The sequence below is a fragment of the Luteolibacter sp. genome (assembly GCF_039920825.1).
Taxonomy (GTDB): Bacteria; Verrucomicrobiota; Verrucomicrobiia; order Verrucomicrobiales; family Akkermansiaceae; genus Luteolibacter.
In genome coordinates this window covers 32,281-57,330 of the sequence record NZ_JBDSCX010000040.1, presented here as the reverse complement: position 1 = coordinate 57,330, position 25,050 = coordinate 32,281, and the positions used below count along the sequence as shown (strand labels likewise).

Genomic DNA, 25,050 nt, shown 5'->3' with positions numbered 1-25,050 from the left:
ATGCGGCCGGTTACCATCGCGCTGATTCTGGGAATGACCGCCTGCAAGGGGCAGGTTCGATCGACCAAAAGCAGCGTCACCACCTCCAAGGATGATGTCCGCGTGTTTGACACGGAATCGGGCAGTCCGATGCCTGCGGCACAGGCGTTGAAATCGATGAAACTGCCGGAAGGTTTCACGGCCACGCTTTTCGCCTCGGAACCGCTGGTGCGCCAGCCCATCGACATGAAGGTGGACGCGCGCGGCCGGGTCTGGGTGGCGGAGGCCTATTGGTATCCTAACGACAGCGGATCCATGCAGGATCGGATCACCGTGCTTGAAGATACGAATGGTGACGGAGCCGCCGACAAACGCACGATTTTCGCCGAAGGTCTGGATGGCATCACCAGCATCGAAATCGGCTTCGGAGGAGTGTGGGTTCTCGCGCCGCCGGCGCTGGTTTTCTATCCGGACGGTGATGGCGATTTGAAACCGGACAAAGCGCCGGTCCGTCAGATCAGCAGTTGGAACACCAGCGGCGGATGGAACATCGCGAACGGACTGACATTCGGTCCCGACGGCTGGCTTTACGGACGACAAGGGCAGATGGGGACATCGTCGCCCATTTCGGCACGCGGCTCGTCGCCCGGAAGATTCAGCAGCGGGATCTGGCGCTATCACCCGCCTAGCGGAAAACTGGAAATCGTCGCACAAGGCATGACCAACCCGTGGGGACTGGACTGGAATGACGACGGCGAGTTGTTCGCTTCGGGGAATTGCAACGGCCACCTCTGGCACATCATCGGCGGTTCGCTCTACGATTGGGGATTCGGTGCCCGCGAATTTCCCTCCGAATACGGCCGCACGCTGCCGATCGAAGCCGCTCCTCACTACGCGCCGGGCAAGGATTGGTGGGCGTCCTGGCAGGAACGTTTTGAAATGGCTGACGCCAATGACGCGTTCGGCGGCGGGCATTCGCACTGCGGACTGTTGATTTGCAATGGCAACTCGTGGCCGGAAACCATGCGCGGCCACACGCTGATGTCTAACATCCACGGTGGCCGGATCAACGAGGACACGATCGAAGCCGCCGGATCGAGTTATGTCTCCCATCGGATCGGCGATCCCATCAAGCCCGCTGACCATTGGTTCCGTGGCGTTTCCGTCGTCGCGGCACCGGATGGCGCGTTCTTCGTTTCCGATTGGTCGGACACCGGCGAATGCCATGACAAGAGCGGAATCCACCGCAACAGCGCCCGTATTTTCAGGATGGTACCCGCGCCGCTCCAGCCGGTGGCCGCAATCGACACGATGGATGACGCGGCCTTGCTCGATCTCCTAACAAGGGATCGCGAGGAACCCGCGAGAGACGCGCTGCGGACTCTCCAGCACCGGTCATTGCTGAAAAAGACCTCGCCCGAGACCATCGCGAAACTTGGGAAAATGCTTTCCGACGCTGATTTCAAAATCCGACTGCGCGCGCTGTCCACGCTCCAAGGTGCCGACCTGTTGGAAGACGCCCAGCTAACGGCCGCATCGCACGATGCCGACGAACGGGTCCGCTCGATGGCGGCGCGCTATTGGGCTGATCGGAAAGCCCCGGAAGCGACCGCCGCCCGATTTCTGGAAATGGCGAAAACGGATGCGTCGCCGCGGGTAGTGCTCCATCTCGCCTCGGACACCCGCCTTCTGTCCGCCGAAACACGCGATAATCTAACTACCGCTTTGATCGGCCGCGAGACCCGCCCGATCGATGCCCGCACCGCCCAACTGCTGTGGCATATCCGGATCCAGAACCCTGACTTCTCCAGCAGCGATGCGCGGAAACTCATTGCCGGTTGCAAGTCCGCCACTTTCGCCACGTTCCTTGCCCGCTACCTCGTCGAGAACGACGGGAGCGAAGGGCTCGATGCGATTTTCACCATGGCGGCGGCACAGGAAAATCCCGTGGCCATTATTTCGGCGGCCATCGAAACCGCCCGCAAGGGAAACAATTTCATGGCCGCTCCGAAAACGTGGCCGGAGTTGCGCAAAAAATGGCTGGCCTCCAGTGACAATGCCGTGCGCGGTCTCGCGCTTTCCGCCTCGGTTCTGTTTGGCGACCGTGAAGCCCTCGATGGATTGAGGGACCAGATCAACGATCCACAGGCATCGCTGGCGGACAAATCCGTCGCACTGGAAACACTCGCCGCGGCTCAGACCAGGGAGTCCATCGCGATTGTCAGCCAGGCTTTCCGCGACAAGAAACTGCGGATCCCGGCCATCCGCGCGATGCGGTATTTCGACCAACCCGCCATCGCTTCAAGCTTCATTCAGAACTGGCCCAATTACGACGAGGCCGAACGCCATGCAGTGATCGACACCTTGGTCACCCGCAAGGAATGGGCCTTGCTTTTGCTCGACGCGATTGGGGAAAAAACTATCAAATCCGATTTCCTAACTTCCGCCCAGGCACGGAATCTAGCCGAAAGCGGTGACGCCGCTCTCCATGCCGCCGTTCTCAAATCCTGGGGCGATCCCGCGCGCACGCAAACGCAGAAGGAAGCCAGCCTCGCCCGCGCCACCAAACTCCTCGCCGCGAATCAACCCGGCGATCCTAACAAAGGTCGGATCCTGTTCACCCAGAGTTGCGGCATCTGTCACACGCTTTACGGCGAGGGCGGAAAACTCGGACCGGACCTAACCGGCCGCAACCGCGCGGATCTTCCATCATTGTTGCAGTCCATCGTCGATCCATCGGCCCAGGTTCCGGAAGAAGGACGCCTGTCGATCGTCACCCGCAAGGATGGCACCATTGTCAGCGGCATCATCATTTCGAAAAACGCCTCGGGCCTCGTGATCCGCAGCCAGCAGGGCGAACAGCCGATCAAGAATGACGCGGTCGCCAACATCCAGACGCAAACGACGTCGCCGATGCCGGAAGGCCTGATCGACGGACTAACCGACGAACAGTTGAACAACCTTTTTGCCTATCTCCGCGCCGACCAGGCCGATCAAAAATGACAAGCCGCATCCTCATCTCCGTTCTCGCACTTTCCGGCGTTTCTCCTGCCGGAGAGATTTACACCGCTCCGTTCGGCGCCGGTGGCACGTGGAATATCTATCAGCTCGTCGGCAGCTTCTCCACTTGGGATGAGGCCAAACGTCTTGCGGAAGAGATGAAGGCGCCCGCCGGTGATCCGTCGCTGGCAGGACATCTCGTGACGCTCTCATCCATCGCGGAAAATCAATTCGTCCGGGAGGTCGCCAACCGCCAGTCCGTCTGGTGCGGGCTCACCGACGACGAGCGCTTCGGCGGCCATGAGGCGGGCGCGCACCCGCGCGACGGTTGGAAATGGATCACCGGCGAGCCGCTGACGTTTTCTAACTGGAAACCCAGCGAGCCGGACGATTGGTCCGCCGCAGGCGAGGACGCGGTGTTCATCGAGCGCTACGGCCACTGGTGCGACACCGGCAACGGCGTCGGACAACAGGCACCCACCAACCTGGGCTTCGTCGTGGAATGGGAAACCCGCTCGCCGAAGCCGGTGGAGGGAGCGATCGCGCTGCAGAAAACGTGGCCCGAAGGTGTGGTGATGCCGCCGCGTGTTTCCGGAAAATGGAATGCGACGTGGAAGTATGCCAGTGAGAATTCAATCTCCCGAGCTGCGAGGAGTCTCAACGGAAAAGCAGATGCAGATCCTTTTGCCGATCCGGCCGCCGATGCATCTCCTAACGAAAGCACTGCCTGTTTGCTTCAACCATGGCTGTGGACCTCAACGCCCGACGTCAACCGCCAAGGCTGGCTGATGTCGGATGGAGCCGCGCAACTTGGTAATTTTCCGGACTTCCCGCGAAGCAGCCCTTTCATCGCAGCCGTCGTCGGGAAAATCCATGTCGAGACCGCAGGCACCTACACTCTCGCCGTGTCCGCTGAGGATGCCTTCGCCCTTCGTATCGGCGGGCTGAAATGGAAGGCCGCACATGGCGACGGATTCATCGATCCGCTCGACCCGCTGACTCTCACCCAGCCTAACGGAAATTTCAGCACCAAGGCATTGGGCGTCATCGATCTACCCGCCGGCGACCACATCGTCGAAGGGATGTGGATGACCCAGACGGCGGGTTCAGAATTTCATGTGCTATCGGCTGCCGGAGTTTATGAAACCGAGGGCGCGACCACCGATTGGCGGCCGCTGGGCCATGTTCCTTCGGCGGAACCGGTGCCGGCGCTCGGTCTAACCGCCGCAGGCTGGACAGTCGATGCCTCGCTGCCGCGGGAAAAGAAAAAGGGCGAGCAGGAAATGAGTTTGCAGTCGGGATTGATGGAACTCGAACTCGATCTGGGCTGCGTTTCCGTGAGCGGCCTGCCCTCACTAAATTTCTCCGATGCGCCCGAGGTCAACACGACGCATTTCCCCGCCGCGCTGCCGTTTCCGAATCAGAAAGGCAAGCCCAAGGGCGGAGATTGGCCGCTGCGGGCGAAGGCCCGGCTGGTCGTCCCGAAAACCGGACTCTATCAGATCGGCATCCACGCCGCAGGCCAGGCGGCGCTGCGCATCAACGGCGGCGAAATCGCGGGCGTCGCGCAGGATGCGCAAGGCAACCGCGACTTCCACCTCAAGTCCGACTCCTTCGATTTCAACGGCCGGACCAACACCAATTTCGAGCCGAAAATCGTCACGACGTGGATGCTCGAGGAGGGTGAACACGACATTGAGGTGTTTTACGTGAAACAACTCGGCCCCGGATCCCTCGCCGTTTTCAGCAGCCCGGTCGGCCCCTACGGTCCCGGCCTGCTCGCCGCCGGCGGAGCAAAGCTTGCCAAAGATCTTCCCGGCCTCCCCCACGCCCGCTAAACCATGTCCTTCATCCACGCAGCATTTCTAGCAGCCGGACTGGCCGTCGCCGTTCCGTGGCTGCTGCATCTGACGAAGAAGCGGAAATACCTTCGGATCCGGCTGGGCTCGCTGCAGTTTCTCGATCCCATCGTCCGCGACCGCCACCGGATGAGCCGCATCGAGCAATGGCCTTTGCTGATCGCGCGGTGCCTTGCCATTTTGCTGTTAGCCTTCGTATTCGCCCGGCCGTTTTTCCCGAAGCCCGCGCCCGTGCCGCCGGCCGCCGGAGAATTCCTGGTCCTTCTCGACGCGTCGGGATCCATCACTCTCCAACAGGCGAATGTCATCCGCAAGCAGGCTCGGAAAACCATCGAGTCGCTGCCGAAAGCGACCCGTCCCGTCATCGCCGCGGTATCGGACCAAGTAACAGTCCTCAGTTCGCTGGACGACTACAAGCCGATCCCCGGCTCTCCCAGCGGATTCAGCCCGGCGGTGGACTGGATCGTGGACCGTGCTGCATCGGCTCCGGATGCGATGGCCGGCGTCCACTGGTTCACCGATCTCCAGCGCTCGCCTCTACCCGCAGCTCCGTCGCGCTTGTGGCCGTCCGGACTGAGCGTGGAAATGCATCCGGTCCTGCCTCCGACTGATAGAAATGTGGCGGTCGAGCAGGTGGATTTGCTCACCCCTTTCGGCGGCGACCATTGGGAAATCGAAGCCCGCGTCCATGTTTACGGAATGCCGGGCAACGAGCCGCTCAATCTTCTGCTCACCTCAGCGAATGGCAAAATGGTGACCGCCACCACACCCGCCGACGGCGGGAGTGTTAGGTTCATCTGGGATGGCGATGCCAAGGACGGGATTCTGGCAGGCGATGTCTCGGTGGTCCGCGCCGGGGATTCATGGCCGGCGGATGATCGACGTCCGTTCGCGTTTCAAACCTCACAACCGAAGCGGATTGCTTTGGTTGACGGTGATCCGGGAGACTCGCCGTTTTTGAGTGAAACGTATTTCCTCGAAAAAGCCCTGCACGCCTCCGCGGCGGGTAAAGCGCTTTCGCCGTTCCGCGCGACGGTTTCGACTTCGATCCCCTCCGCCGGTGAGCGCATCGATGCGGTCGCGCTTTGCAACATGCAGGGACTGTCGTCCGCCGAAGCGCGTTTGCTTCAGACGCATCTCGACCAAGGAGCGGGGCTTGCGATTTTCCTCGGCGACCGGACGGTGCCCGCCGAGTGGTCGGCCGCGGCGACTCTCGGAATTTTTCCTAACGGCTTACGTGCGTTTGTGGAACCGGCCCCGGCGTTCCTGCGGCGCAGCGATCTCACTCATCCCGGACTTGCAGGACTCACGCAGGAATCCGCACGCGGTCTGGGATTGGTCGCACTGATGCGGCGTTTCACCTGGCCGCCGGATGCCGGATGGAAATCGGCGATGGAGTTCGATGACGCGTCGCCGTTAGTGGCGTTTTCCAACAAGGGGAAAATCGCCGTGGTCACCCATCCGATGAATCGCGAGGGATCGGACCTGCCGCTGGATCCATCGTTCGTGCCGTTCGTGCAGGGGATTTTCGGTTACCTCGCCCGTCCGCCCGCAGACGGTGGACACGCCCGGTCGGTCGCCAATGTCACGCCGGGCCACGAGGAAATCCGCGAGCCGGGCATTTATGAAAACGGGACGGGAATCACGCTGGTCACGGCCGACGTGACGGAATCCGACATTTCAAACTCCGACGAAAAATCCTTCCGCGAGGTGCTCGGACTTCCCGCCTTGAATGCGCCGCCGCCGGAGATTGTTTCTCCCGCCGCCGAGGCGGACTCATCCCACCTGCGGGAGGGAGAACTCTGGCCTTGGATTCTTGCCGTCCTTTTGGCACTACTCACCGTGGAAAGTGTGCTTGCCGCCCGCCGTATCCGTCAAACCGCAACGCCTGACGTCCATGTCAACTAACATTCCCCCGCCGCGACCGTCCGGTCCGACTCCCCCACGCACCGCTTCGCTCGACGAATCGCCGCTTCACTCGCTGGTCGCAGCCACCCGGCGCTGGGTGAGACTGGCCGGGATCGGGCGGATTTTCGTTTGGCTCGGTCTGGTCGTTTGCGCGGCCATCGCGATCGATCTAACATCCAGTTTGGCTCCAACCCAGCGCGCGTCCGCAGGCGGTGTGATCCTCTTCGGTGTCGCACTGCTCGCGATCTGTTATCTCTGGCTTCGTCCGGGAAAAGTCACCGCCAACACCGCGACGCGGCAGGTCGAATCCGCGCATCCGGAATTCGGACAAATGCTGCGCACCGCCCGCGACGCATCGCTTTCCACGCCCGCGGTTTCACCCGTCCTGAAGAACGAGCTTTTCCGCCGCGCGGGCATCCATCTCGCGGGTTTGGATTTGAAAAAAATGCTCCCACGCAGCCCTGCTAGAAAATGGCTGGCGGCCGGGGCGCTGGCGCTGGCAGGGTTCGTGTTTTTCCTATCAAGCAACCGCGAGGCTCCCACGGCATTCGCCCGGCTGGTTTCACCGTTTTCCGGCATCACCTACACGCAGGTGAAAAACATGACGCCGGATTCCACGTTTGACCGCAACCGCCTTCCCCGCGCCGAAGCGCTGGTCACCGGCCGCACCGTCACGAATGTCACGATCCACGTCCTCCAACCGGAAGGCAGCGACCTTGTCTATCAGATGAATCCGTTGGGTGCCGGGCGTTATGACATCACGCTGCCTGCCTCCGAGAGCTCGTTCGATTTCCGGATCGAGGCCGGCGACAGCAAGCCCGCGCTCGGAACGATGGAATGCGTCGATCCCGCGGTATTTGTTTCATCATCCGCCGAGGTCGCGCTTCCCGAATACACCGGCCAAGCTCCGACCAAGCAGGAAACGGCGGACATCAATGCGGTCGAAGGGACCCGTGCGACGCTTCATTTCAAAATGAGCGCGCCGATGGCGAGCGCCTCGCTCAAGCTTCCCGGCGGCTCGCAGATTCCGCTCACGGTGGATGGCAGCGAGCTGACCACCACGTTGGAAGTCATGATCGGCGGCGATGCCGCGGAGCTCACCGGCACCGATGCTCGCGGCCATCAGATCGAGCCCACGCAGTTCGGTCACAAGGGATTTCCCGATACCTTGCCGGTTGTCGAGTGGATCGAGCCGACCAAGGACATCGATGCCACCGCCGTGGCCGAGCTTCCGCTTCGCCTCCGCATCCGCGACGATTTCGGAATCGCCTCCTACGGCGTGGTGCTTCAGGCACAGGGTGAATCGAAAGACATCCTGACCCGCACCGTCGAGGCCCGCGACCTGCGCGACCTATCGGAAATGACCGCCGCCGCGCTGGAGGCATTTCCTCTAACGATTCGCGACAACGTCCGCCTCTTCGCGTGGGCCAAGGATTACAAGCCGCGCGGCGACGCCCGTGCGGTCAGCCCGTTCCGCGGCGTGGACATCCGCCCGTTCAAGCGCAAATGGCAGATGCTGACCGCCGAGGAATCCGAGGGCATGACCATTCCGGAAGCCGATCTGATGGACGTCGAGAAACTCATCAAGGCCCAGCGCGAAATCCTATCGGACGCCTTCGCCACCATCCAAGGACCGACAGCTGCCAAGGAAACGATCACCGCATTGGGTGGTAGGGAAACCAAACTCCAGCAGGACGGAGCCGAGCTTCACACCAAGGTTGAGGATGAAGGGAATTGGCCGAGCGACGATGTGAACCTGCTGGGCGCGGCTGTAACACAAATGGGCGAGTCCGCCGCCGCTTGGTATGGCATCAAGCCACAGCCCGGATTCGACCGCGGCGATGCGGCGCTTTCCACTTTGTTAGAGCTGCGTAAGAACCTGATGACGTTGTTGCTCAAGGCGAAGGGGAAAGGCCTCGAAGCCAAGCCGGAGGAAGTTCCCAACGAACTAACCGATCTCGCGAAGGAAGCCGAGCGCCTCGCAGCAGAGGAACGCGATGTCGCCAAACAGTTGGGCTCTTCCCCGGACACCGACCGGCTCAACGCGATCCGCCGCCAGCAGGAAGTCGCCAATTCAGACACCGGCGAACTTCACGCCCGGCTGATGGACCACCCCGAGTCCACGCCCCTGATTCTCTCCCACATGGCCGACGCCGAAAAGCTCGTCCGCGAAGCCACCGGTTCCACCCGCTCCACCGATGCGGTAGCCGCCGCGCCGCCTGACTTGGCAAGCGCCGCCGACGCACTCGATGCCGTGGCCAAACACCTCCGCGCCCTCGATGAGGCGAACATGGACCAAACCCTGGCGGACATGGCGGAAGAAGCGAAGAAAGCCGCCGAAGCCGCGAAACCCGAAGACAAGGGAGACAAACCCGCCGAGGAGCCCAAGGAACAAGCCGGTGAAAAACCGGGCGACAAACCTGCGGACAAACCCGGAGCTGGCGAAAAGCCCGGCGAGAAACCTGGCGACAAACCCGGTGCCGGCGAAGGTGAATCCAAGTCCGAACAAGCCGACAAAGGAAAAGGCGAAGGCGAAGGCAAGGGTGAGGGCGAAGGAAAATCCGAGCAGGCCGGAAAAGGTAAAGGCCAGGGCAAGGGACAAGGCGAAGGCCAAGGTCAGGGAGAAGGCGCGGGACAGGGCGAATCGAAATCCGAGCAAGCGGGTCAAGGAAAGGGCGAAGGCAAGTCCGACCAACCGGGCGAAGGTGATTCAAAATCCGAACAGGCGGGCAATGGCAAAGGCCAAGGCCAATCACCCGGCGGAAAGAACGGAGATTCTAACGGAAAAGAACCCGGCCAAGGCGGTGGCAGTGGCGAAGGCGATCTTGCCAACAACGATCCCAACGCCGGGAATACTTCCGGCACCGGCGAAAAAGCCGATGGGAAACCGGGCGATGGCCCCGGCGCGAAACCCGGAAATGAGCAACCCAAGGATACCGCGACCGAGCGCAAGGAGGCACTGGAGAAAGCCGCGCGCCAGGCCGCGACCAACGACGACATCCTGAAATTTTTCGCCGACCGCGAGACCGAAGCCGGCAAAGATTCGAGATTCGACGAGCTGCGCAAGGAGACCGGCTCCAGCGAGCTTGAGAAAAAACTCAACAACGCGGCTAACGGAAAAACGGATGGCAAGGAAACCGCTGAAGATCTCAAGGCCCTCGCCGCCGCGCTCGAACAGGAACGCGAACTTCGCCGGCAAAGCCGTCTCGAAGCCCTGGCGAAAAACCGCGAGCAGGCCGCCGAGTTGAAAAAAGAAGCCGAAGCCCGCCGCGACGCCGGACGCAAGGCCGCTCAGGAACTCGCCAAAGCCAACGACGGCGGCTTCTCGTTCGATATCCCGAAAAAAGTCCTCGAAGACGCGAAGAAAGCCCAAGGCAAAAACGGCAAGGGCGGCGACAAGCCCGGCGAAAATGGTGAAGGCGCCCCCGGCAATGGTCCGGGCCGGCCTACCACCAAGGCGACCCAAGACCTTGCCCGCAACATCGACGCGCTCAAGGATCCCGAGCTTTCACGGATTGCCCGGGAACTGGAGAAAGCCGCTCCCAATACCTCCGACGTGAAGCCTCTCGCCGATGCGGAACGCCGTCTCGCTGACATGATCGCCGAAATTTCCGGCCTCGCCCGTGGCAATAACAGCGAGGGCAATGTGCCGCCCGCTTACCGCCGCGCCGTTGAGGATTATTACCGCGCGCTTTCCGACGACTTCGGCGACGAGGCGGCTCCCCCACCTTGATCCACTGTTCCCATGTTCCGCCCTAACTATTTATCCCTGCTCGCCGTCGCCCTCGTTGGTTTCGTTAGAGCGGAAGATCCGCCGTTCACCATCGACACGAACCCGCTTCCTGTTAGCGCGGAAACGGAGATGCTGGCCAAGGTCACTCCCGCCATCGTCAGCGTTTTCCCGGGACGTCTCGCGAAGGTCACGGAGAAGGACGACGACTCCGCCGAATCGCCGATGGACCGCTACTTCCGGCCTGACGAGGAGAAGGAAAAAGACAAACCGGTCATCCAGGGCGTCGGCTCGGGTGTGATCGTCTCCGCCGACGGGTTGATCATCACCAACCACCACGTCGTCACGCTGGAAACAGGAAACGCCGCGGACTCGATCACCGTCGAGCTAACCGACAAGCGGCGTTTCACTGCGAAGCTGATCGGCAGCGATCGTCTGACGGACATCGCGCTGCTGCGGGTTGATGCGAAGGACCTGCCGATCCTGCCATTTGCGGACAGCGCCAAAGTCCGTGTGGGCGATGCGGTGTTCGCCGTGGGGAATCCGTTCCGCGTCGGCCTCACCGTCACCCGCGGGATCGTTTCCGCACTGGACCGCTCCGGCCTCAATGTTGGCGGCACGAATACCTTCGAGGGATTCATCCAGACCGACGCGCCGATCAATCCGGGCAACTCGGGCGGGGCTCTAACTGACACGCTCGGCCGTCTCGTCGGCATCAACACCGCGATCTACTCGCAGGGCGGCGGAAACATCGGCATCGGATTTTCCGTCCCCTCCAATCTCGCACGAGCCATCGCCACCCGTCTGTTGCGCGATGGAAAAATCAACCGCGGCTTCTTCGGCGCGCGGAGTGAATCGGTGGACCAGGACATCGCCACCAAAGCCAAGCTTCCCGCCATCTCCGGAGCACAACTCGCGGAAGTGGTCGAAGGCGGTCCGGCCGACAAGGCGGGTTGGAAGAGCGGCGACGTGATCACTTCGATCAACGGACAACCGGTATCCGACCGAGGCGTGTTCCGTTTGATCCTGTCTCTATCATCTCCAGGCGAGGTCGTCGCTTGCGGCGGTTTCCACGAAGGCGCGGCGGTCGAACACCCGGTGACGTTGGCGGATGAAAACACCACCGCTTCCGGAGATTTTGAAATCACCGAAATCCCCGGGCTGCGGATGAAGTCCGTGGAGCAGGGATTGGAAATCACCGAAGTCACGAAGACCTCTCCCGCTGCTAGAAAATTCAAACCCGCCCAGATCATCCTTACCCTCAATGGTGAGAAGGCCACCAGCGCTCCCGCTTTCGAATCAGCCATCCGCAAGGGCGTAAACACCTTCACCGTTCTCGCCGACGGCAGCGAGATCACCGTCATCCTCCGTCTCGAATGACTTTACCCAATCTTCCCGGCCTGGATTGGCACCCGTCTCTTCCCACCCCGGTCATCTGGACGCTCGCGGGCCTCGCCGCCCTATCAGCCGTCGTTTTCATCCTGTTCGCCCGCAATCTGCGGGGCTGGGCGAAGCCGCTGGTGCTGGTCCTGCGCTTCGCCACGATCGCCGCGCTTTGCGCGATCGCGCTGAATCCGGTCGCCACCGAGAAAGCTCCCGAAACGCAACGGTCCGCCGCTATTTTATTAGACACCTCCACCAGCATGGCGCTTGGCACGCGGATGACGGATGCGGCGGAGTTTGCCGGCTCCAGCGCGAAGGCATTCGGTACCGGCCCGCTTCAGCGCTACAGCTACGGTCCGGAAACGAAAACCCTCGGCGCCACCGCCACACCACCCGCGCCCTCCGGACACAACACGTTGTTAGGAAACGCCATCCGCCGCGCGCTCGACGCCCAACCACCGCCGGCTTCATTGTTAATCACAGGCGATGGCGGCAGTGACGATCGCAATGAACTCGATGCCGCTGCCCGTCTCGCGAAGGCCCGGGGCATTCCGATCCATGTTCATCCCGTCGGTGGAAACGATCCGGTGACAAATACCTGGATCGCGGGAATCCGGGTTGCCCGCTCGGCGCGCCCGCAGGCCAAGGTGCCGGTGCAGGTGTGGGTAAGCAGCCGTGGTGTTTCAAAACCGCTGACTCTTCGTTTGCTCAACGCGACAGGAACCACGCTCGCCAGCACCAAGGTCGAGGCTGCCGACGAACCGGTGCCGGTCTCTCTCGATTTCACCGCCGGGATCCGTGCCGAAACCTTCAAGCTGGTGTTGGAGAAACCCGACGAGGACATCATCGCCGAGGACAACGAACTTACCTTCCAGTTAGAGGTGACCAGTCCAAAGATCCGCGTGCTCTACATGGAAGGCACCCACATTTCCCACCCCGTTTACAGCGCGACGCAGACGGCGGTTTGGAACACGATGGAACTCAAGACGCGGGCATGGGACGCCACCGGCGAAATCGAAACCGACATGCTCAGTCCGATCACGCAGTATTCCAGCTCGAAGAATTTATTCAAAGTGCGCCGCTTCCTCGGTGGCGGCATGGAGTACGATATAACGCACGGATTTCCGAAATCCCGCGACGAGCTTTTTAACTACGACGTCGTCATCTGCGGTGACGTCCCGCGCGGAAATTTCACCGATGAGGAAATGCAGTGGGTCGTCGATCTCGTCACGCGGCGCGGCGGCGGCTTCTGCATGATCGGCGGCTACACGTCCTTCGACAGCGGCGATTTCGACCAGACGCCTTGGGAGAAAATCACGCCCGTTGACATGGTTGAATACGGCCACGGCTATTCTAACAAAGCCACCGAACTGCTCATTCCGGAAGCAGCCCGCACGCATCCGATCTGGCGGATCGTTCCGGACCCGACGGAGAACGAGGAAATCATCACCAATCATCCGACATTTTACGGATACCACGACATCCGCCGCGCCAAACCCGGAGCGACTAACATCGGGCTCCACGCCGACGGCGGCGGACCGCTGATCACCGTGCAATCTTACGGCCGCGGGCGTTCCATGGCATTTCTCAGCGACACCAACGGCGGCTGGGCCAAGGACTATATCCATTGGGGCGAGGAAAAATCAGGAGCTCACATCGGCAGCACTACCGAACTCGGCCATGGCCCGGAAATCCTCCAAAGCACGGCCGGCATGACGGACGCGGACGCAGTTCCCGCAGGCATGATCCACCCGTCGCCCTATTTCGGCCAATTCTGGGTCAACACCGTGCGCTGGCTTGCGGAAAACAGCATCCGCCGGCTGGGCGAGGGCATCAGCGGTCGGCCGGCGGATTCGGTCGCCCGACCGGGTGCGGAACTCGCCATTTCCGCAGAGATCACCGCCGGAGTTTCCGCCGAGGAAATGCCCGGCCTGCCGGTGACTGCACGGCTGTTGCTTCCCGGCAGCAAAACCCAGCGTCTCAAGTGGAATCGCGACCGCCGCGAATTCACCGGCTCGATTAAAATTCCTGCGGAGATCGATGCGAAAAACATCGGACTCATTTTCGAATGCGAAACCAACACCCGCACCATTTCGGACCGCGTCAACCTGCCGGTACTCTCACTGAATCCTGAAATCGAAAAGGTCGAAGCCACACCCGACCTGCTTCGTGACCTTGCCGCAGCGACGGGTGGACGCGAGGTTTCCACGCCACAGGACGCTGCCGACGCCCTTCGCGCCGACATTGACCGCAGCGAAAAGTCGGACGTTATCCTGCTGCGCCCGGCATGGGATCGCCCCGTTTTCTGGGCCGCCCTGCTGGCTTTGCTGGGCGCGGAATGGCTGATCCGCAAGCTGGCCCGCCGCGTCGCCTGAGGATTTCGTGGAAAATTTCGCCGCCGCCTGAAATCTGGCGATTCTCCGCCCTTGCCACGGGGCGGATCACCGCATTGACTTCCCGCCACTCTATTTCCTCACCGTGAAAGCCCACGAACTCTACACCGCCGTTGACCCCGCCATTGTTACGCAAATCCTCGATTGGTTCCGCGCCAACGACCGGAATGTTTATCGATCCGCCGTCGCCACCCTTGCCGGAAACCGCAAGCTCCGCCCCGTTTTCATCGAGAAAAAATCCATGGTCGAGCAATACGCCTGGATTCACAAAACGCTGAAACTGAAAGCCTGTGACACCATCGGCGAGCACATCCTGCAAGCCTACCTGATGGCCGGTCAGCAATCCCTGCTCGCCATGTTTTGCGACGGCATGGGAATCGCGCACGATGGCAAGGGCTCCGTCGTCGGCGACCTTCCGAAGAAACTCGATCCCGAGCGCCTCGCCACCACCATCGACCGCCTCGCCGACGTTTTCGAAAACAAGCTGCTCAGCGTTTACCTCCATTGCTTCAACATGCAGGTGGACGGCGGCTGGCCTTCGCTCAACGAAAAGCTGGAGTCCGACGAGCGGCTCAAGCTGGCTTGAAGAAAGTTGAGAGTGGATGGTTGAGAGTTGAGAGTCGTATAAAGACTCCGGCTCTTCTCTTCCAACTCTCAACTCTCAACCATCCACTTTCAACCTCTCCAAATGCCCAAAGTTTACGTCAAAACCTACGGCTGCCAGATGAACGAGCGCGACTCCGAACAAGTCGCGAAAATGTTCAGCGAGGGCGGCTACACGGTGACCGCTGACGAAAACGAAGCCGACGCCGTGCTCATCAACACCTGTTCCGTTAGAGATCAGGCGGAGCAGAAGGCGCTCGGCAAGATGGGCACGATGATGCACAGGGGCCGCGACCGGAAACACGTGGTTTACGGCTTCATGGGCTGCATGGCCCAGTCGCGTGGCGAGGAGCTTTTCAAATCCGTGCCGAACCTTGATGTCGTCGTCGGCACACAGAAATACCACAAGGTTTTCGAATACGTGGACGGCATCCTCCAGCGTCGGTTGGAGGCACGGATGGACGATCCGACTTACTCGCTGCGCGGCACAACGGTTTGCGATACCGCCGAGGAGGAAGGTTCGCAAAACACCATCCGCGACCACGTCCCCAAAGCCCGCGAGGCATCGTCGTTCGTCTCGATCATGCAGGGCTGCAACATGCGTTGCTCGTTCTGCATCGTCCCCGACACCCGCGGGAAAGAACGCGGACGGCCCATCGCGGACATCGTTGGCGAGGTCCGGCATCTTGCGGCGCACGGGGTGAAGGAAATTACGCTGTTAGGCCAAATCGTCAATCTCTACGGGCGCACCGAGTTTCCGAAAATCGACGGCAAGTCCCCTTTCGTCCAGCTCCTCGAAGCCGTGCATGAAGTCGAAGGCATCGAGCGCATCCGTTTTACATCGCCGCATCCGATCGGCTACCGGGACGACCTCGTCGCGGCCTTCACCTATCTGCCGAAACTTTGCTCGCACATCCATTTCCCGATGCAAAGCGGCTCGGACACCATTCTCAAAGTGATGCGCCGCCCGTATAAGAACGAGAAGTTCGTCGAGATCTGTGAGAAAATGAAAGCTGCCCGGCCCGGCATCGCCATCACCACCGACATCATCGTCGGCTTCCCCGGCGAGACCGAAGAGGATTTCCAAGCCACCATCGACACCGTCGAACGCCTCAAGTTCGACAATGCTTTTGTCTTCCGCTACTCGAAGCGCCGGAATACTCCCGCCGCCGAGATGGACGGACAACTCGATGAATCCGTGAAGGAAGAGCGCAACCAGCGCTTGCTCGCCGTGGTCGATCGCCTCGCCATTGCCAGCAACGCCACGCTCATCGGCACCCGCCAGCAAGTCCTTTGCGAAGGTCCGTCGAAGAACAACGCGGCAAGACTCACCGGCCGAACGACACAGAACAAGATCGTCATCTTCGACGGTGATCCAGACCGGCTAACGGGACAGATGCTGGACATCCAGATCGAGCACTCGACGGGGTTCACGTTGTTTGGGACCGCGTGTTTGGAGGGCTGATATCAATCTCCCGCCGCACTTCTTCACATTGGCCAATGAAACTCAATAGATGGCTAAAGTTCCCGCCGTTTAGTCTTTTGCGACGATTTCACACCATTGAAAAATGTCCTTCTGACCACGAATACGCGAAGGAACTTCTATCGCCCAATTGGGAAGCAGTTGAATCCCACTACGGGACAAGCGTCCCCCAAATATGGAAGGATTTCTATCTGGATCCCAAAAAGATCCTGCAAATGGATTTTGAGCTGGCGGTCAAAACTTCAGAGATCCCGGAGGGAATCCATGTTCAGTTCTTTACTCCGATATCCGAACTGGCGGTCGATGGGTTTTTCGAAGGACTGGAGCAGTATATCGATTTCGCCTCCGACGGCGGAGGAGGCCGGTACGTCATCGATATCAGGGAAGTGGATCCAAAGGTCTACATGCATTGTTACGACATCGGGCGTTTCAGATTTACCGGTTTCACGCTATCACAATTCCTCACGACCCGATATCTCAAGGCATTGCCATTTGATGAGTTTGACGGGTGATCATGTTTCACCCCAATCCCTGTGCGAAAGGTTCAATAAGGCGATCACTCCTCTAAACATTTTACCAACCCAATGCCCCACGTCCTCATCATCCACGAAGTCGCCGATTACGGGGCTTGGAAAATCATCTTTGATAACGCCGCCGGAATTCGCAAGGAAGCCGGTGAGCGCAGCTATCAGGTCCTGCGTTACGAGAGCGATCCGAACAAAATCGTGCACTTCTCCATCTGGACCTCGACTGCGGACGCCCGCGCCTTTTTCGAATCCCCGCGTCTGGTGAAGATCCGGGAGGAAGCCGGTGTGAAAGCCCCGGATTTCATTTATCTGGAGGAACTGGCGGCAGGGATCTTGTAAAGGCCGCCCCTCCGCAAAAGATTTCCGACTGACTTCCGGCAATTTCCTGCTTAGATTCCGGCCATGAGGATTGCCCAAGTGCTTGAGGAACTTCCCGCCTTCACGGTGGCGGAAAGGCAACTGCTCGTCCTCAGGGCCATTGAACTCGACGATCCCGGCCTCTCGCCGGAAAACGAGAAACTCATCGCCTCCCGACTTGAAGATCACCGCCGCGATCCGTCGTCAGCGGTTTCTTTGGAAGCCATGAAAGCATCCATCCGCTCGCGGCTCGAAAGATGAGCTGGCGGCTCGAATTCAGGCCCGAGGTCAGTGACGATGTCGTTGAAGCCGCCGAGTGGTATGAATCCCGCGAACCCGAACTCGGCGAAGATTTCGTGGATGAGATCGTGAGTGTCTGGGAAGCCATTTCCGTTTCCCCTCTGCTTGGCTCACGGCGGCACCCGGAGCAAGACATCCGCTGGCGTTATCCAAAGCGTTTTCCCTACCGCGTCATCTACTCCATTGATGAGTCCGTGGAAACGGTTCTCGTCATTGCCGTGCTCCACGCCGCCCGTCACGACACACGATGGCAGCAGCGAATTCCATGATCACAACTGCGAATGTTCTCCAAACAATACATCGCCGAGGTTGGATTGAAACGCGAGGAGGTGGAGTCCTTCGACCGCTATCCATTCTCGCTGGCCGCGGTTAGGCCGCTTGAAAAACTGGAGCTGCATCCGGCGGTCACGTTTTTCGTCGGAGAAAACGGTTCCGGGAAATCGACGCTGCTGGAAGCCATCGCCGTGGCCAGTGGTTTCAATGCGGAAGGCGGATCGAAGAATTTCAATTTCGGCACTCGGGAATCGCACTCGGAGCTACACCGCTATCTGCGGATCTCCAAAGGACTGTCGCGACCGCAAGACGGATTCTTTTTCCGGGCGGAGAGCTTTTTCAACGTCGCTACCGAGGTCGAGAGTCTCGGCGTAAGTGGCTACGGGGACCGATCCCTTCACGAGCAGTCCCATGGCGAATCCTTTCTCGCCCTAATGCTAAATCGTTTCCATGGACACGGCCTCTACCTGCTAGACGAACCGGAAGCCGCTCTATCACCACAACGCCAGCTCGCCATCCTCACGCGGATTCACGATCTGGTGCGGCAGAAATCCCAGTTCATCATCGCCACCCACTCGCCGATCCTGATGGCTTATCCGGATGCCATCATCTACGAGTTTTCCCAAGAAGGCATCCAGCAGGTCGCCTATCAGGAAACCGAGCACTATCGTATCACGCGGAACTTCCTCTCCAATCCGGAGAGAATGATGGGTATCCTTTTCGAGCCTTGATCGTGAGGAATTCCGGAGTTCACATCTTCAGCGTGTCTTCCATCAAGACAAGCTGAAGCTTGAACTCCGGGCGAAAGCCGGGGATTTCGCCACCTAACATAAATCCTCACATATGGATCGTTCGCGGAAAGAATGGAGTTTCACCGGTTCCGTTTTTTCTGATCGTCGTCGTCCTTTTGCTGCTGTTGGCGGGATTGTTCCTGTTGGCGCTGACGTGCCTCCTCCTGCTGGCGGGATTGCTCCTGCTCGCGTTGCTGGCGGGCTTGTTCCTGTTGACGCTGCTGGGCTTCCTCCTGCTGGCGTTGACGCGCTTCTTCCTGCCGTTGTTGGGCCTGCTCCTGTTGGCGCTGCATCTCGCGTTGTTCCTGCTGTTGGCGACGCGCTTCATCCTGAGCCTGCTGTTGTTGCTGCTGGCGGGCCTGCTCACGTTGTTCCTCCATCGCCTGTTTCCTGGCTTCGCGGGCCTCATCCTGCTGACGTTGTTTCTCCTGCTGTTGCTGGGCCTGATCTTCCTGCCTGCGGCGCATCGCGTCGTTCTGTGCCTCGCGAGCCTGCTCGGCTTGGCGTTGTTGTTGTTGCGCTTGTTCCTGCTGTCTGCGGTTGGCTGTGTCTTTTTCGTTATTGGCAGATTGCTCGGTCTGGCGGTCATTTGTGACCCGGGGTTCCGGCTGCCTGCGGTTGTCGGGTTTCTCCTGAGGAGTGGAAGGCTCCCTGGCGATGACGCGGGGGCCATCAGTTTTTCCGTCGGCGGCGACCTGCTCTTTCGGTTCCGGTGTTCTGGGGGCGCGCGGCTCAACCCTGACTTGAGAATCATCCTGGCGGCTCGGAATTCCGGGACGTCCCGCGTCCGGCTTGGTGCCGCGGGTGACGCCATCCGGCAGATTTTGCTTTTCCCTTTCAGGCGGGCTCACCTTGGGGTCATCGCGATTGTCGACCATGTCACGTTGCGGACGATCGGGATTTCTCGCGACTCCGCGGCGCTCGGGTCTCGGGAGTGTGCCTTCCACTTCGCGACGGTTTTCCCTGAGTTTCTCGCTCCGGCTTTCTTCAAACCGATCGTTTCCGCCGAGGTCGGCAATGGATTGTTCCGCACGAGCGCGTCCTTCTTCACGGGTCTGGCGAAACTTGTCGGTGATTTCATTACTAAGCGGGCCACTGCGCTCGACGTTGACCGTTTCGATACGGCCGCGCACCTGTTTCGGACGAAGGCTGTCATTCCAAGCGGCATCCATGTTAGGCGCGGCGATCCTGAGCCGTCCGCCGTTGACTTGCGGGCGCATCGCCAGCTGATCGCGGGCCGGGCGAGGATGTTGGTCGATCTCCAACCGATAGAAAGGCAGCGGCTTGCCAATGCGATCGCTGATCCTCTGATAGTGCGGCCCGCCGCAAATGACCTGGCGGTTCTGGATGTGGATATAGGTGATGTTGATCGTTTGACCGAACCATCCGCCGTTTCCGGAAATCGGCAGGCAGTAACGGTAAAGCGGGCTGCCGAAATGCCGGATTTCGACGAAATTGAAACAGGCCGCAGCGATGCCGAATTGAACATCCACCGTCGCATCCCAACCGCGTCCGCGATAGGCCATGGTCTCGGGAGGCAGCGGTGCCCAGCCGATGTGGCTGTCGTTTTCACGCCACGAAACCCAGCAGGGAGCCCACTCGGTGCCGGGCACCCAGACCCAACCGCGGCCGCCGATCAATGCCCAACGTCCATAGTGATAGGTCGCCCAGCCGAACGGTTCTTCCGAAACCCAGGTCCAACCGCGGTCGCTACAAGCCCAGCGCCCGCGACAATAAGGCCGCCAATTGACTTCCCTAACGACCGCCGGCTGCCAGACGTAGCCGTAGTTGGAAGTTTCAAACCATGACCCGTATGAGGAAAGCGAATCGTAAAAATTCCCGTAGTCACCGACCGGTACGTTCTGCTCGGTCGAATCGAAATCCAAAGCCTCACGTCCCGCCAGTTCCCGATCTCGATCGGTTAGGTTCTGATCACGCTGGCTGAGCGTGTCCTCCTTTTCATCCAACAATTCCTGACCTTTCTCCAGCTTGCCTTCCCGTTTGGCGATGGCTTCCTCTCGCTGGCGAAGTTCCTCATCCTGGTCGGCGGCGGCCTGTCCCTGCTGGCGTTCCAGTTCGGCTCGATCGTTTTCGATCTGCGCCCGCTCGCGCTCGATGGCATCACGCTCGGTGGCGAGTTTCTGGTCTTCGAGCTGTTGTTCGAGTTCGCGCTGGCGGTCGGCGGCCTCGCTGTTTTTCTGTTCGAGCTCGGCGATCTTTTTCGAGTTCTCGGAAGACTGCTTGTTGCAGCCCGACGCCGCGAACAGGACCACGACGGCGATGGGGAGAAGAGATGGGGTTTTCATGGTGTTTCGTGTGCGACCGTTTCGACGGGAAAGGCACATCGCGCATTCAGGGAAAATTTCTCCTCAGCGGATTGCGGGGATCGGTATTTCAAAGATCACCCTCGGCTGGCCCGCACGTCCGCCGGCAAGCTCGCGGCGACCCACCCGCATTCCTAACAATTCTTCGATCATCCGATGTTCCATGGCCACTGCCCGCGGATAACGATCGAATACCCGTTGGAGGGGATTGTGGAATTCCTCAATGCGGAAACCACTCTCGGGATCGTGCGTGCAGCGGATGAAGCAGCCCGCCTTTTCTCTCAGAGCCACGAGCTTGGTCGCCTTGTCGGCGAGTGATTCGGCCTTCGCGAGCAGCGGCTGCCATTTCGCCTGCTGCTTCTGGAAGTGCTGGAAAAGCAATTTGTCGGGAGTGCTTTCGCCGAACAGTCCCTTCAATTCATCGAGCACATCCAGCGTGAAATCCGCACCCGCCTGCGGAAACAAGGCATCCGCCTTGGCGCTGAGACTGTAAAAAATCTCAGGACGACCCACCGCCGTCCGGGGAATCCGCGAGCGATCCAAGTAGCCGATTTTCTTGAGTTCCTCGCAGTGTTGCTTCACCGCCATGTAACTGGCGTTCACCTGCCTGGCCAACTCGCTGACAGGCAGTCCGCCGGAGAGCTTGAGCTCTTCGAGGACCGCTCGCCATTGCGGTTTGATCAAGTCTTGGAATACCGGAAGAAGCATGGCTAACCATTTGACCTTCGGAGGATTCACCTAATCAGGCAACCCGCAAATTTCAGCCTCCGTTTTGTTGACTATCAGGAAACTTGAATCAGCCGCTTTAGCGACGGACTTTAATCGGCACCAGGACCGCCGCGCGGAGCGGGATGGCTTTCGCCGCCTCCTCACCCACCCGCTTCAGCAGCGCGATCAATGATGCAGTTAGAAAATATTCCTTCAGAAGAGCCTCGCGATGCTCACCATTCTCGGATTTGCGGGTAATTTTCATGATACGGTTTTCGTTTTCAACACGAGCGGAACATTTCCACCCGATCGGTAATCCAGCGCTACGCTTGCAAATCACGGCATGCAACCGGTAATCCGCGAGCCCGCTCCGTCCTAACGCCAGCAGGCCCGGGCATAATTTCGGAAAACCGGATAAACTTCTCGATTCCGGCCCGCCAATGGTTTCTACATCCTGCCCCCATGTCCGCACGCACCGGCATTCTCCTCGTCGTTTCCGGCCCCTCAGGTTCAGGTAAAACCACGCTTTGCCGCAAACTGGCCGACTCGGGTGAGGCTCATTATTCGATTTCCTGCACCACCCGCCAGCCCCGCCCCGGCGAGGTGAACGGTAAGGACTACCATTTCCTCTCGAAAGAGGAGTTTTATCACAAACTCGAAGCCGGCGAATTCCTCGAACACGCGGTGGTCCACGGCAATCTTTACGGCTCCCTGAAAACCGAGGTGATCTCCTACCTCACTGGCGGAACCGACGTCGTCATGGACATCGACGTCCAAGGAGCCGATCAGGTCCGCAGCTGTCCGGATGCCGACATCCAGCGCGCTTTCGTGGACCTTTTCGTGATGCCTCCCAGCGAGGAAGAACTTCACGAGCGCCTCTCCGGCCGCGGCACCGACAGCCGGGAAATCATCGACCTGCGCATGGCCAACGCCCTTGAGGAAATGCAGCACTGGGGGCGCTACGCCTACCGCCTTCTTTCCTCGTCACGCGAGGACGATTATGCGAAATTCCAAGCCCTCGTCGCCGCCGAACGCCTGCGCGTTTCGAGAATTTCGTGAATCCGAGGTTGGCGCTTGTCGGAGCCCGGAGGCCTGACATAGTCGCCGCCGTTCAAAGGGCCTGTAGCTCAGCGGTTAGAGCAGGGGACTCATAATCCCTTGGTCCAGGGTTCAAATCCCTGCGGGCCCACTCGTTGAAATTGTGACACTTGCAGAAATTAAAAACCTATCAGTTTCTGGAGATGTTGCCCTCATGGTGCCCGAACGCGATTTTGACACCAATTGAATCATTACTAAATCACTAATGATTTGCTTGATGCACGAAAAAACCCCATCCGTGTGAAGGATGGGGCCGTGAAGGTGGGCGCGGGCGGGTTACGCCACCCCTCCACTCAAAGCCTCAAGGAAATTTTCTGCTTCCTTCAGGGACGCCCTTTGCGGTGGATTCTCTACGAGGTTGGCGTTGTAGGCCGCCGCGCACAGGAGCCAGTCGCCGGCGGTGACCTTCAACCGCTCGCACAATGTTAGAGCGCTCGTCCAATGGTCCGGAGCAAACTTGAGCGTGATCGTTTCGCACGGGCTCGAATGGAGTTCCGCGAGCACGGTAGGGAGGGCTTTTTTCCCCGCCGGGCAGGATCCTGAGATTCCTACGCGGTGGGGAGAGTTCCATTGCTCGACGCGGCGGGTGATGTCGGACATTTCCGGACCCACGCTCGCCGCGTTGATCCAGTAATACCCGTCTCGCTTTGGCAGAGCGGCGGCGATGCGGGCAGGAACCACCAGATCCACAATCACGACGGGTTTGTGGATGATCTCGGTGGAGGAGCGGAAACTGGCAAGGTGACCAGCGACAGCGGCTTTCTTCTTGGTGGCCTGTGGGGCCTGTGGGGTAGGTTTCATATTCTCAATTTTTCCAAAAAAGAAGCCCGCCTTCGGAAGTGCTGAAACACTTTCCCCGCGCACCATCACGTGCGCCAGGTATCCAAAGACGGGCCTCGATTATCAGTTGGTTTCCACGTCCGGCTTGATTGGCCGGGGCTGAGAGTGTGGGAAGGTGTTTCAGCACCTTCAAACGACCAATGACACGGCCGATGGAAGGCGTCAAGCTGGGAGCTTCACCACCTGAGCGTGCCGCCCTTTTTGGCTTCCTTCATGTAGCCGACGAGAGTGCGGAGGAGTTCCGTCTGCTCCTTCATGTCCGTCCCCGCGACCGATCCGGCGGTAAGCATTGGTGCCGGGTTTGGGCGCGCCATGGCTTGGCTCATGAAATCCGCATTCGGGACGACGGCGGCACCCTGCATCGCCCGGAGCATGCCTTGCAGCTTGAATGGGTCTTGCGCCGTTTTCCGTGGCGCGGCCTTGTTGTAAATGACGCCAATTTGCTGATCAATATTGTCGATTTCCCCTTGGAAGGGATTCTTGATGTCATTGAATCCGGCCATCTTTTCCGCCATGATCCGGTCGAATGCTTTTTCGCCGGCCTCGCTGCCACTGAAAACACTGGTTAGAAGGGTGCGGCCCCGGGCTTCGGCGGCGGCACCCACCATATCAACCGCAAACTTTCCCAGCCCGGCGATCTTGCCGAAAATGTCGAACGCCTTCCGGTCAAACTCAAGGGAAAGGACATCCAAGAAACTGCCATCCCGCAAAACTGATAGGCCGCTGGCCACAGCATCACCCAGGTTCTTGCCAAGGTCCGTGAAATCGAAATTATCCACCTTTTCAAGATCCGGCAAAATCCCTCCGACAATGCCAGCGGTGAAGCCGGTGAAAAACTGGTCTGACTTCACGGGAAAATGGCCAATCAGGTCATTCGCCTTACCCATCTGCTCGGCAAACTTTTCGGCAAGCTCTGGCATTTTGCCAAGGGCTTTGGCGGCGGCGTCGATGCCGGGGAACACGCTGGTTAGACCCATGCCACCCTTGCCGAAAATCTGCATCGCCTTTGCCGTGCGCTCTGCGGGATTTTGAATCCGCATGATGGCCGCGCCGATGTCCCGGAACTGCTGGGAGGGATTCAACCCCATGAGTGCCCGCGCGGACAGCCCCATCTCGGCAAACGGATCATTCCCGCCGCCGGCGGCATCGGCGAGGGTCTTTTGCATCTTGCCGATGTCCTTGCCGGTCATCTCGGCAGCTCGTCCACCGTCCTTGTAGGCGCGCTGGAGGACCATCAAGTCGGCAACAGCCACGCCGGTCTGCGCGGAGAGGTCGCCAAGGGCGTCCACCTGATCTAGGGTATGGAGCGTGCCGGTGGCGAGTCCCGCCGCGGCGGCACCGGCACCGGCGGCAAGCCCGGCGGCGGCATACTTGGAGGATTGCGCGGCAAAGCGTTTCATGGCCATGCTCGATGCCTTGAGACCCGCCTTGAATTTCCCATCTCGCAAGGAAAGCTCGGCATAGATGCCGCCGATGGATCTGGATTTCGCCATT

Annotated in this window: 19 protein-coding genes and 1 tRNA gene; 15 read left to right on the top strand and 5 right to left on the bottom strand. The window is 59.9% G+C overall.

The window, feature by feature from the left end; translation table 11 throughout:
* The 13 genes from ABIQ96_RS11160 to ABIQ96_RS11100 all read left to right on the top strand — a co-directional run bounded on the left by ABIQ96_RS11160 (position 1) and on the right by ABIQ96_RS11100 (position 18,526).
* Positions 1–2,982, top strand: a complete 2,982-nt coding sequence (locus ABIQ96_RS11160) for a PVC-type heme-binding CxxCH protein (RefSeq protein WP_348214666.1) — start codon at positions 1–3, stop codon at positions 2,980–2,982.
* Entirely contained in the window at positions 2,979–4,817 is a 1,839-nt protein-coding gene (locus tag ABIQ96_RS11155) for a lectin-like protein (protein WP_348214665.1), read from the top strand. The genes ABIQ96_RS11160 and ABIQ96_RS11155 overlap by 4 nt, the downstream gene beginning before the upstream one ends.
* A gap of 3 nt (positions 4,818–4,820) precedes the next feature.
* Positions 4,821–6,746, top strand: coding sequence for a VWA domain-containing protein (locus ABIQ96_RS11150; protein ID WP_348214664.1), 1,926 nt, complete (start codon positions 4,821–4,823; stop codon positions 6,744–6,746).
* Positions 6,736–10,479: a hypothetical protein gene (locus ABIQ96_RS11145; RefSeq protein WP_348214663.1), complete on the top strand. Its 3,744-nt coding sequence runs from the start codon at positions 6,736–6,738 to the stop codon at positions 10,477–10,479. The genes ABIQ96_RS11150 and ABIQ96_RS11145 overlap by 11 nt, the downstream gene beginning before the upstream one ends.
* Positions 10,480–10,491: 12 nt before the next feature.
* Positions 10,492–11,856: a trypsin-like peptidase domain-containing protein gene (locus ABIQ96_RS11140; protein ID WP_348214662.1), complete on the top strand. Its 1,365-nt coding sequence runs from the start codon at positions 10,492–10,494 to the stop codon at positions 11,854–11,856.
* The gene (locus tag ABIQ96_RS11135; protein ID WP_348214661.1) at positions 11,853–14,234 is read left to right on the top strand and encodes a glutamine amidotransferase; all 2,382 of its coding nucleotides are present in this window, start codon (positions 11,853–11,855) and stop codon (positions 14,232–14,234) included. The genes ABIQ96_RS11140 and ABIQ96_RS11135 overlap by 4 nt, the downstream gene beginning before the upstream one ends.
* Before the next feature lie 103 nt (positions 14,235–14,337).
* A complete protein-coding gene (locus ABIQ96_RS11130; RefSeq protein WP_348214660.1) occupies positions 14,338–14,838 on the top strand; it encodes a hypothetical protein in 501 nt (166 codons plus the stop codon).
* 102 nt (positions 14,839–14,940) lie between these two features.
* Positions 14,941–16,320 carry a tRNA (N6-isopentenyl adenosine(37)-C2)-methylthiotransferase MiaB gene (gene miaB / locus ABIQ96_RS11125; protein WP_348214659.1) on the top strand — a complete coding sequence of 460 codons (1,380 nt, stop codon included), beginning with the start codon at positions 14,941–14,943 and terminating at the stop codon, positions 16,318–16,320.
* Between the two features lie 35 nt (positions 16,321–16,355).
* Positions 16,356–16,850, top strand: a complete 495-nt coding sequence (locus ABIQ96_RS11120; RefSeq protein WP_348214658.1) for a hypothetical protein — start codon at positions 16,356–16,358, stop codon at positions 16,848–16,850.
* A 72-nt stretch (positions 16,851–16,922) separates the two neighbouring features.
* The gene (locus ABIQ96_RS11115; protein ID WP_348214657.1) at positions 16,923–17,204 is read left to right on the top strand and encodes an antibiotic biosynthesis monooxygenase; all 282 of its coding nucleotides are present in this window, start codon (positions 16,923–16,925) and stop codon (positions 17,202–17,204) included.
* A 63-nt stretch (positions 17,205–17,267) separates the two neighbouring features.
* Complete coding sequence (locus ABIQ96_RS11110; RefSeq protein WP_348214656.1) at positions 17,268–17,483, top strand: hypothetical protein; 216 nt, start codon at positions 17,268–17,270, stop codon at positions 17,481–17,483.
* On the top strand, positions 17,480–17,791 hold the full coding sequence (locus tag ABIQ96_RS11105) for a type II toxin-antitoxin system RelE/ParE family toxin (RefSeq protein WP_348214655.1): 312 nt from the start codon (positions 17,480–17,482) through the stop codon (positions 17,789–17,791). The genes ABIQ96_RS11110 and ABIQ96_RS11105 overlap by 4 nt, the downstream gene beginning before the upstream one ends.
* Before the next feature lie 12 nt (positions 17,792–17,803).
* Positions 17,804–18,526, top strand: a complete 723-nt coding sequence (locus tag ABIQ96_RS11100; protein ID WP_348214654.1) for an AAA family ATPase — start codon at positions 17,804–17,806, stop codon at positions 18,524–18,526.
* Positions 18,527–18,666: 140 nt separating this feature from the next.
* Here the strand turns inward: ABIQ96_RS11100 and ABIQ96_RS11095 are convergent, their stop codons facing one another.
* From ABIQ96_RS11095 to ABIQ96_RS11085, 3 genes are all read right to left on the bottom strand, one after another.
* On the bottom strand, positions 18,667–20,892 hold the full coding sequence (locus tag ABIQ96_RS11095; protein ID WP_348214653.1) for a DUF6600 domain-containing protein: 2,226 nt from the start codon (positions 20,890–20,892) through the stop codon (positions 18,667–18,669).
* 63 nt (positions 20,893–20,955) lie between these two features.
* A complete protein-coding gene (locus ABIQ96_RS11090; RefSeq protein WP_348214652.1) occupies positions 20,956–21,594 on the bottom strand; it encodes a winged helix-turn-helix transcriptional regulator in 639 nt (212 codons plus the stop codon).
* A gap of 121 nt (positions 21,595–21,715) precedes the next feature.
* Positions 21,716–21,883, bottom strand: a complete 168-nt coding sequence (locus ABIQ96_RS11085) for a hypothetical protein (RefSeq protein WP_348214651.1) — start codon at positions 21,881–21,883, stop codon at positions 21,716–21,718.
* Positions 21,884–22,080: 197 nt separating this feature from the next.
* Here ABIQ96_RS11085 and gmk point away from each other — a divergent pair, with 197 nt between their 5' ends.
* Positions 22,081–22,677 carry a guanylate kinase gene (gmk, locus tag ABIQ96_RS11080; RefSeq protein ID WP_348214650.1) on the top strand — a complete coding sequence of 199 codons (597 nt, stop codon included), beginning with the start codon at positions 22,081–22,083 and terminating at the stop codon, positions 22,675–22,677.
* 57 nt (positions 22,678–22,734) lie between these two features.
* Positions 22,735–22,807 (top strand) — tRNA-Ile (locus tag ABIQ96_RS11075).
* A gap of 185 nt (positions 22,808–22,992) precedes the next feature.
* Here ABIQ96_RS11075 and ABIQ96_RS11070 read toward each other — a convergent pair.
* Positions 22,993–23,517 carry a hypothetical protein gene (locus ABIQ96_RS11070; protein ID WP_348214649.1) on the bottom strand — a complete coding sequence of 175 codons (525 nt, stop codon included), beginning with the start codon at positions 23,515–23,517 and terminating at the stop codon, positions 22,993–22,995.
* Between the two features lie 215 nt (positions 23,518–23,732).
* On the bottom strand, positions 23,733–25,049 hold the full coding sequence (locus tag ABIQ96_RS11065; RefSeq protein WP_348214648.1) for a hypothetical protein: 1,317 nt from the start codon (positions 25,047–25,049) through the stop codon (positions 23,733–23,735).
* Position 25,050 lies beyond the last annotated feature (1 nt).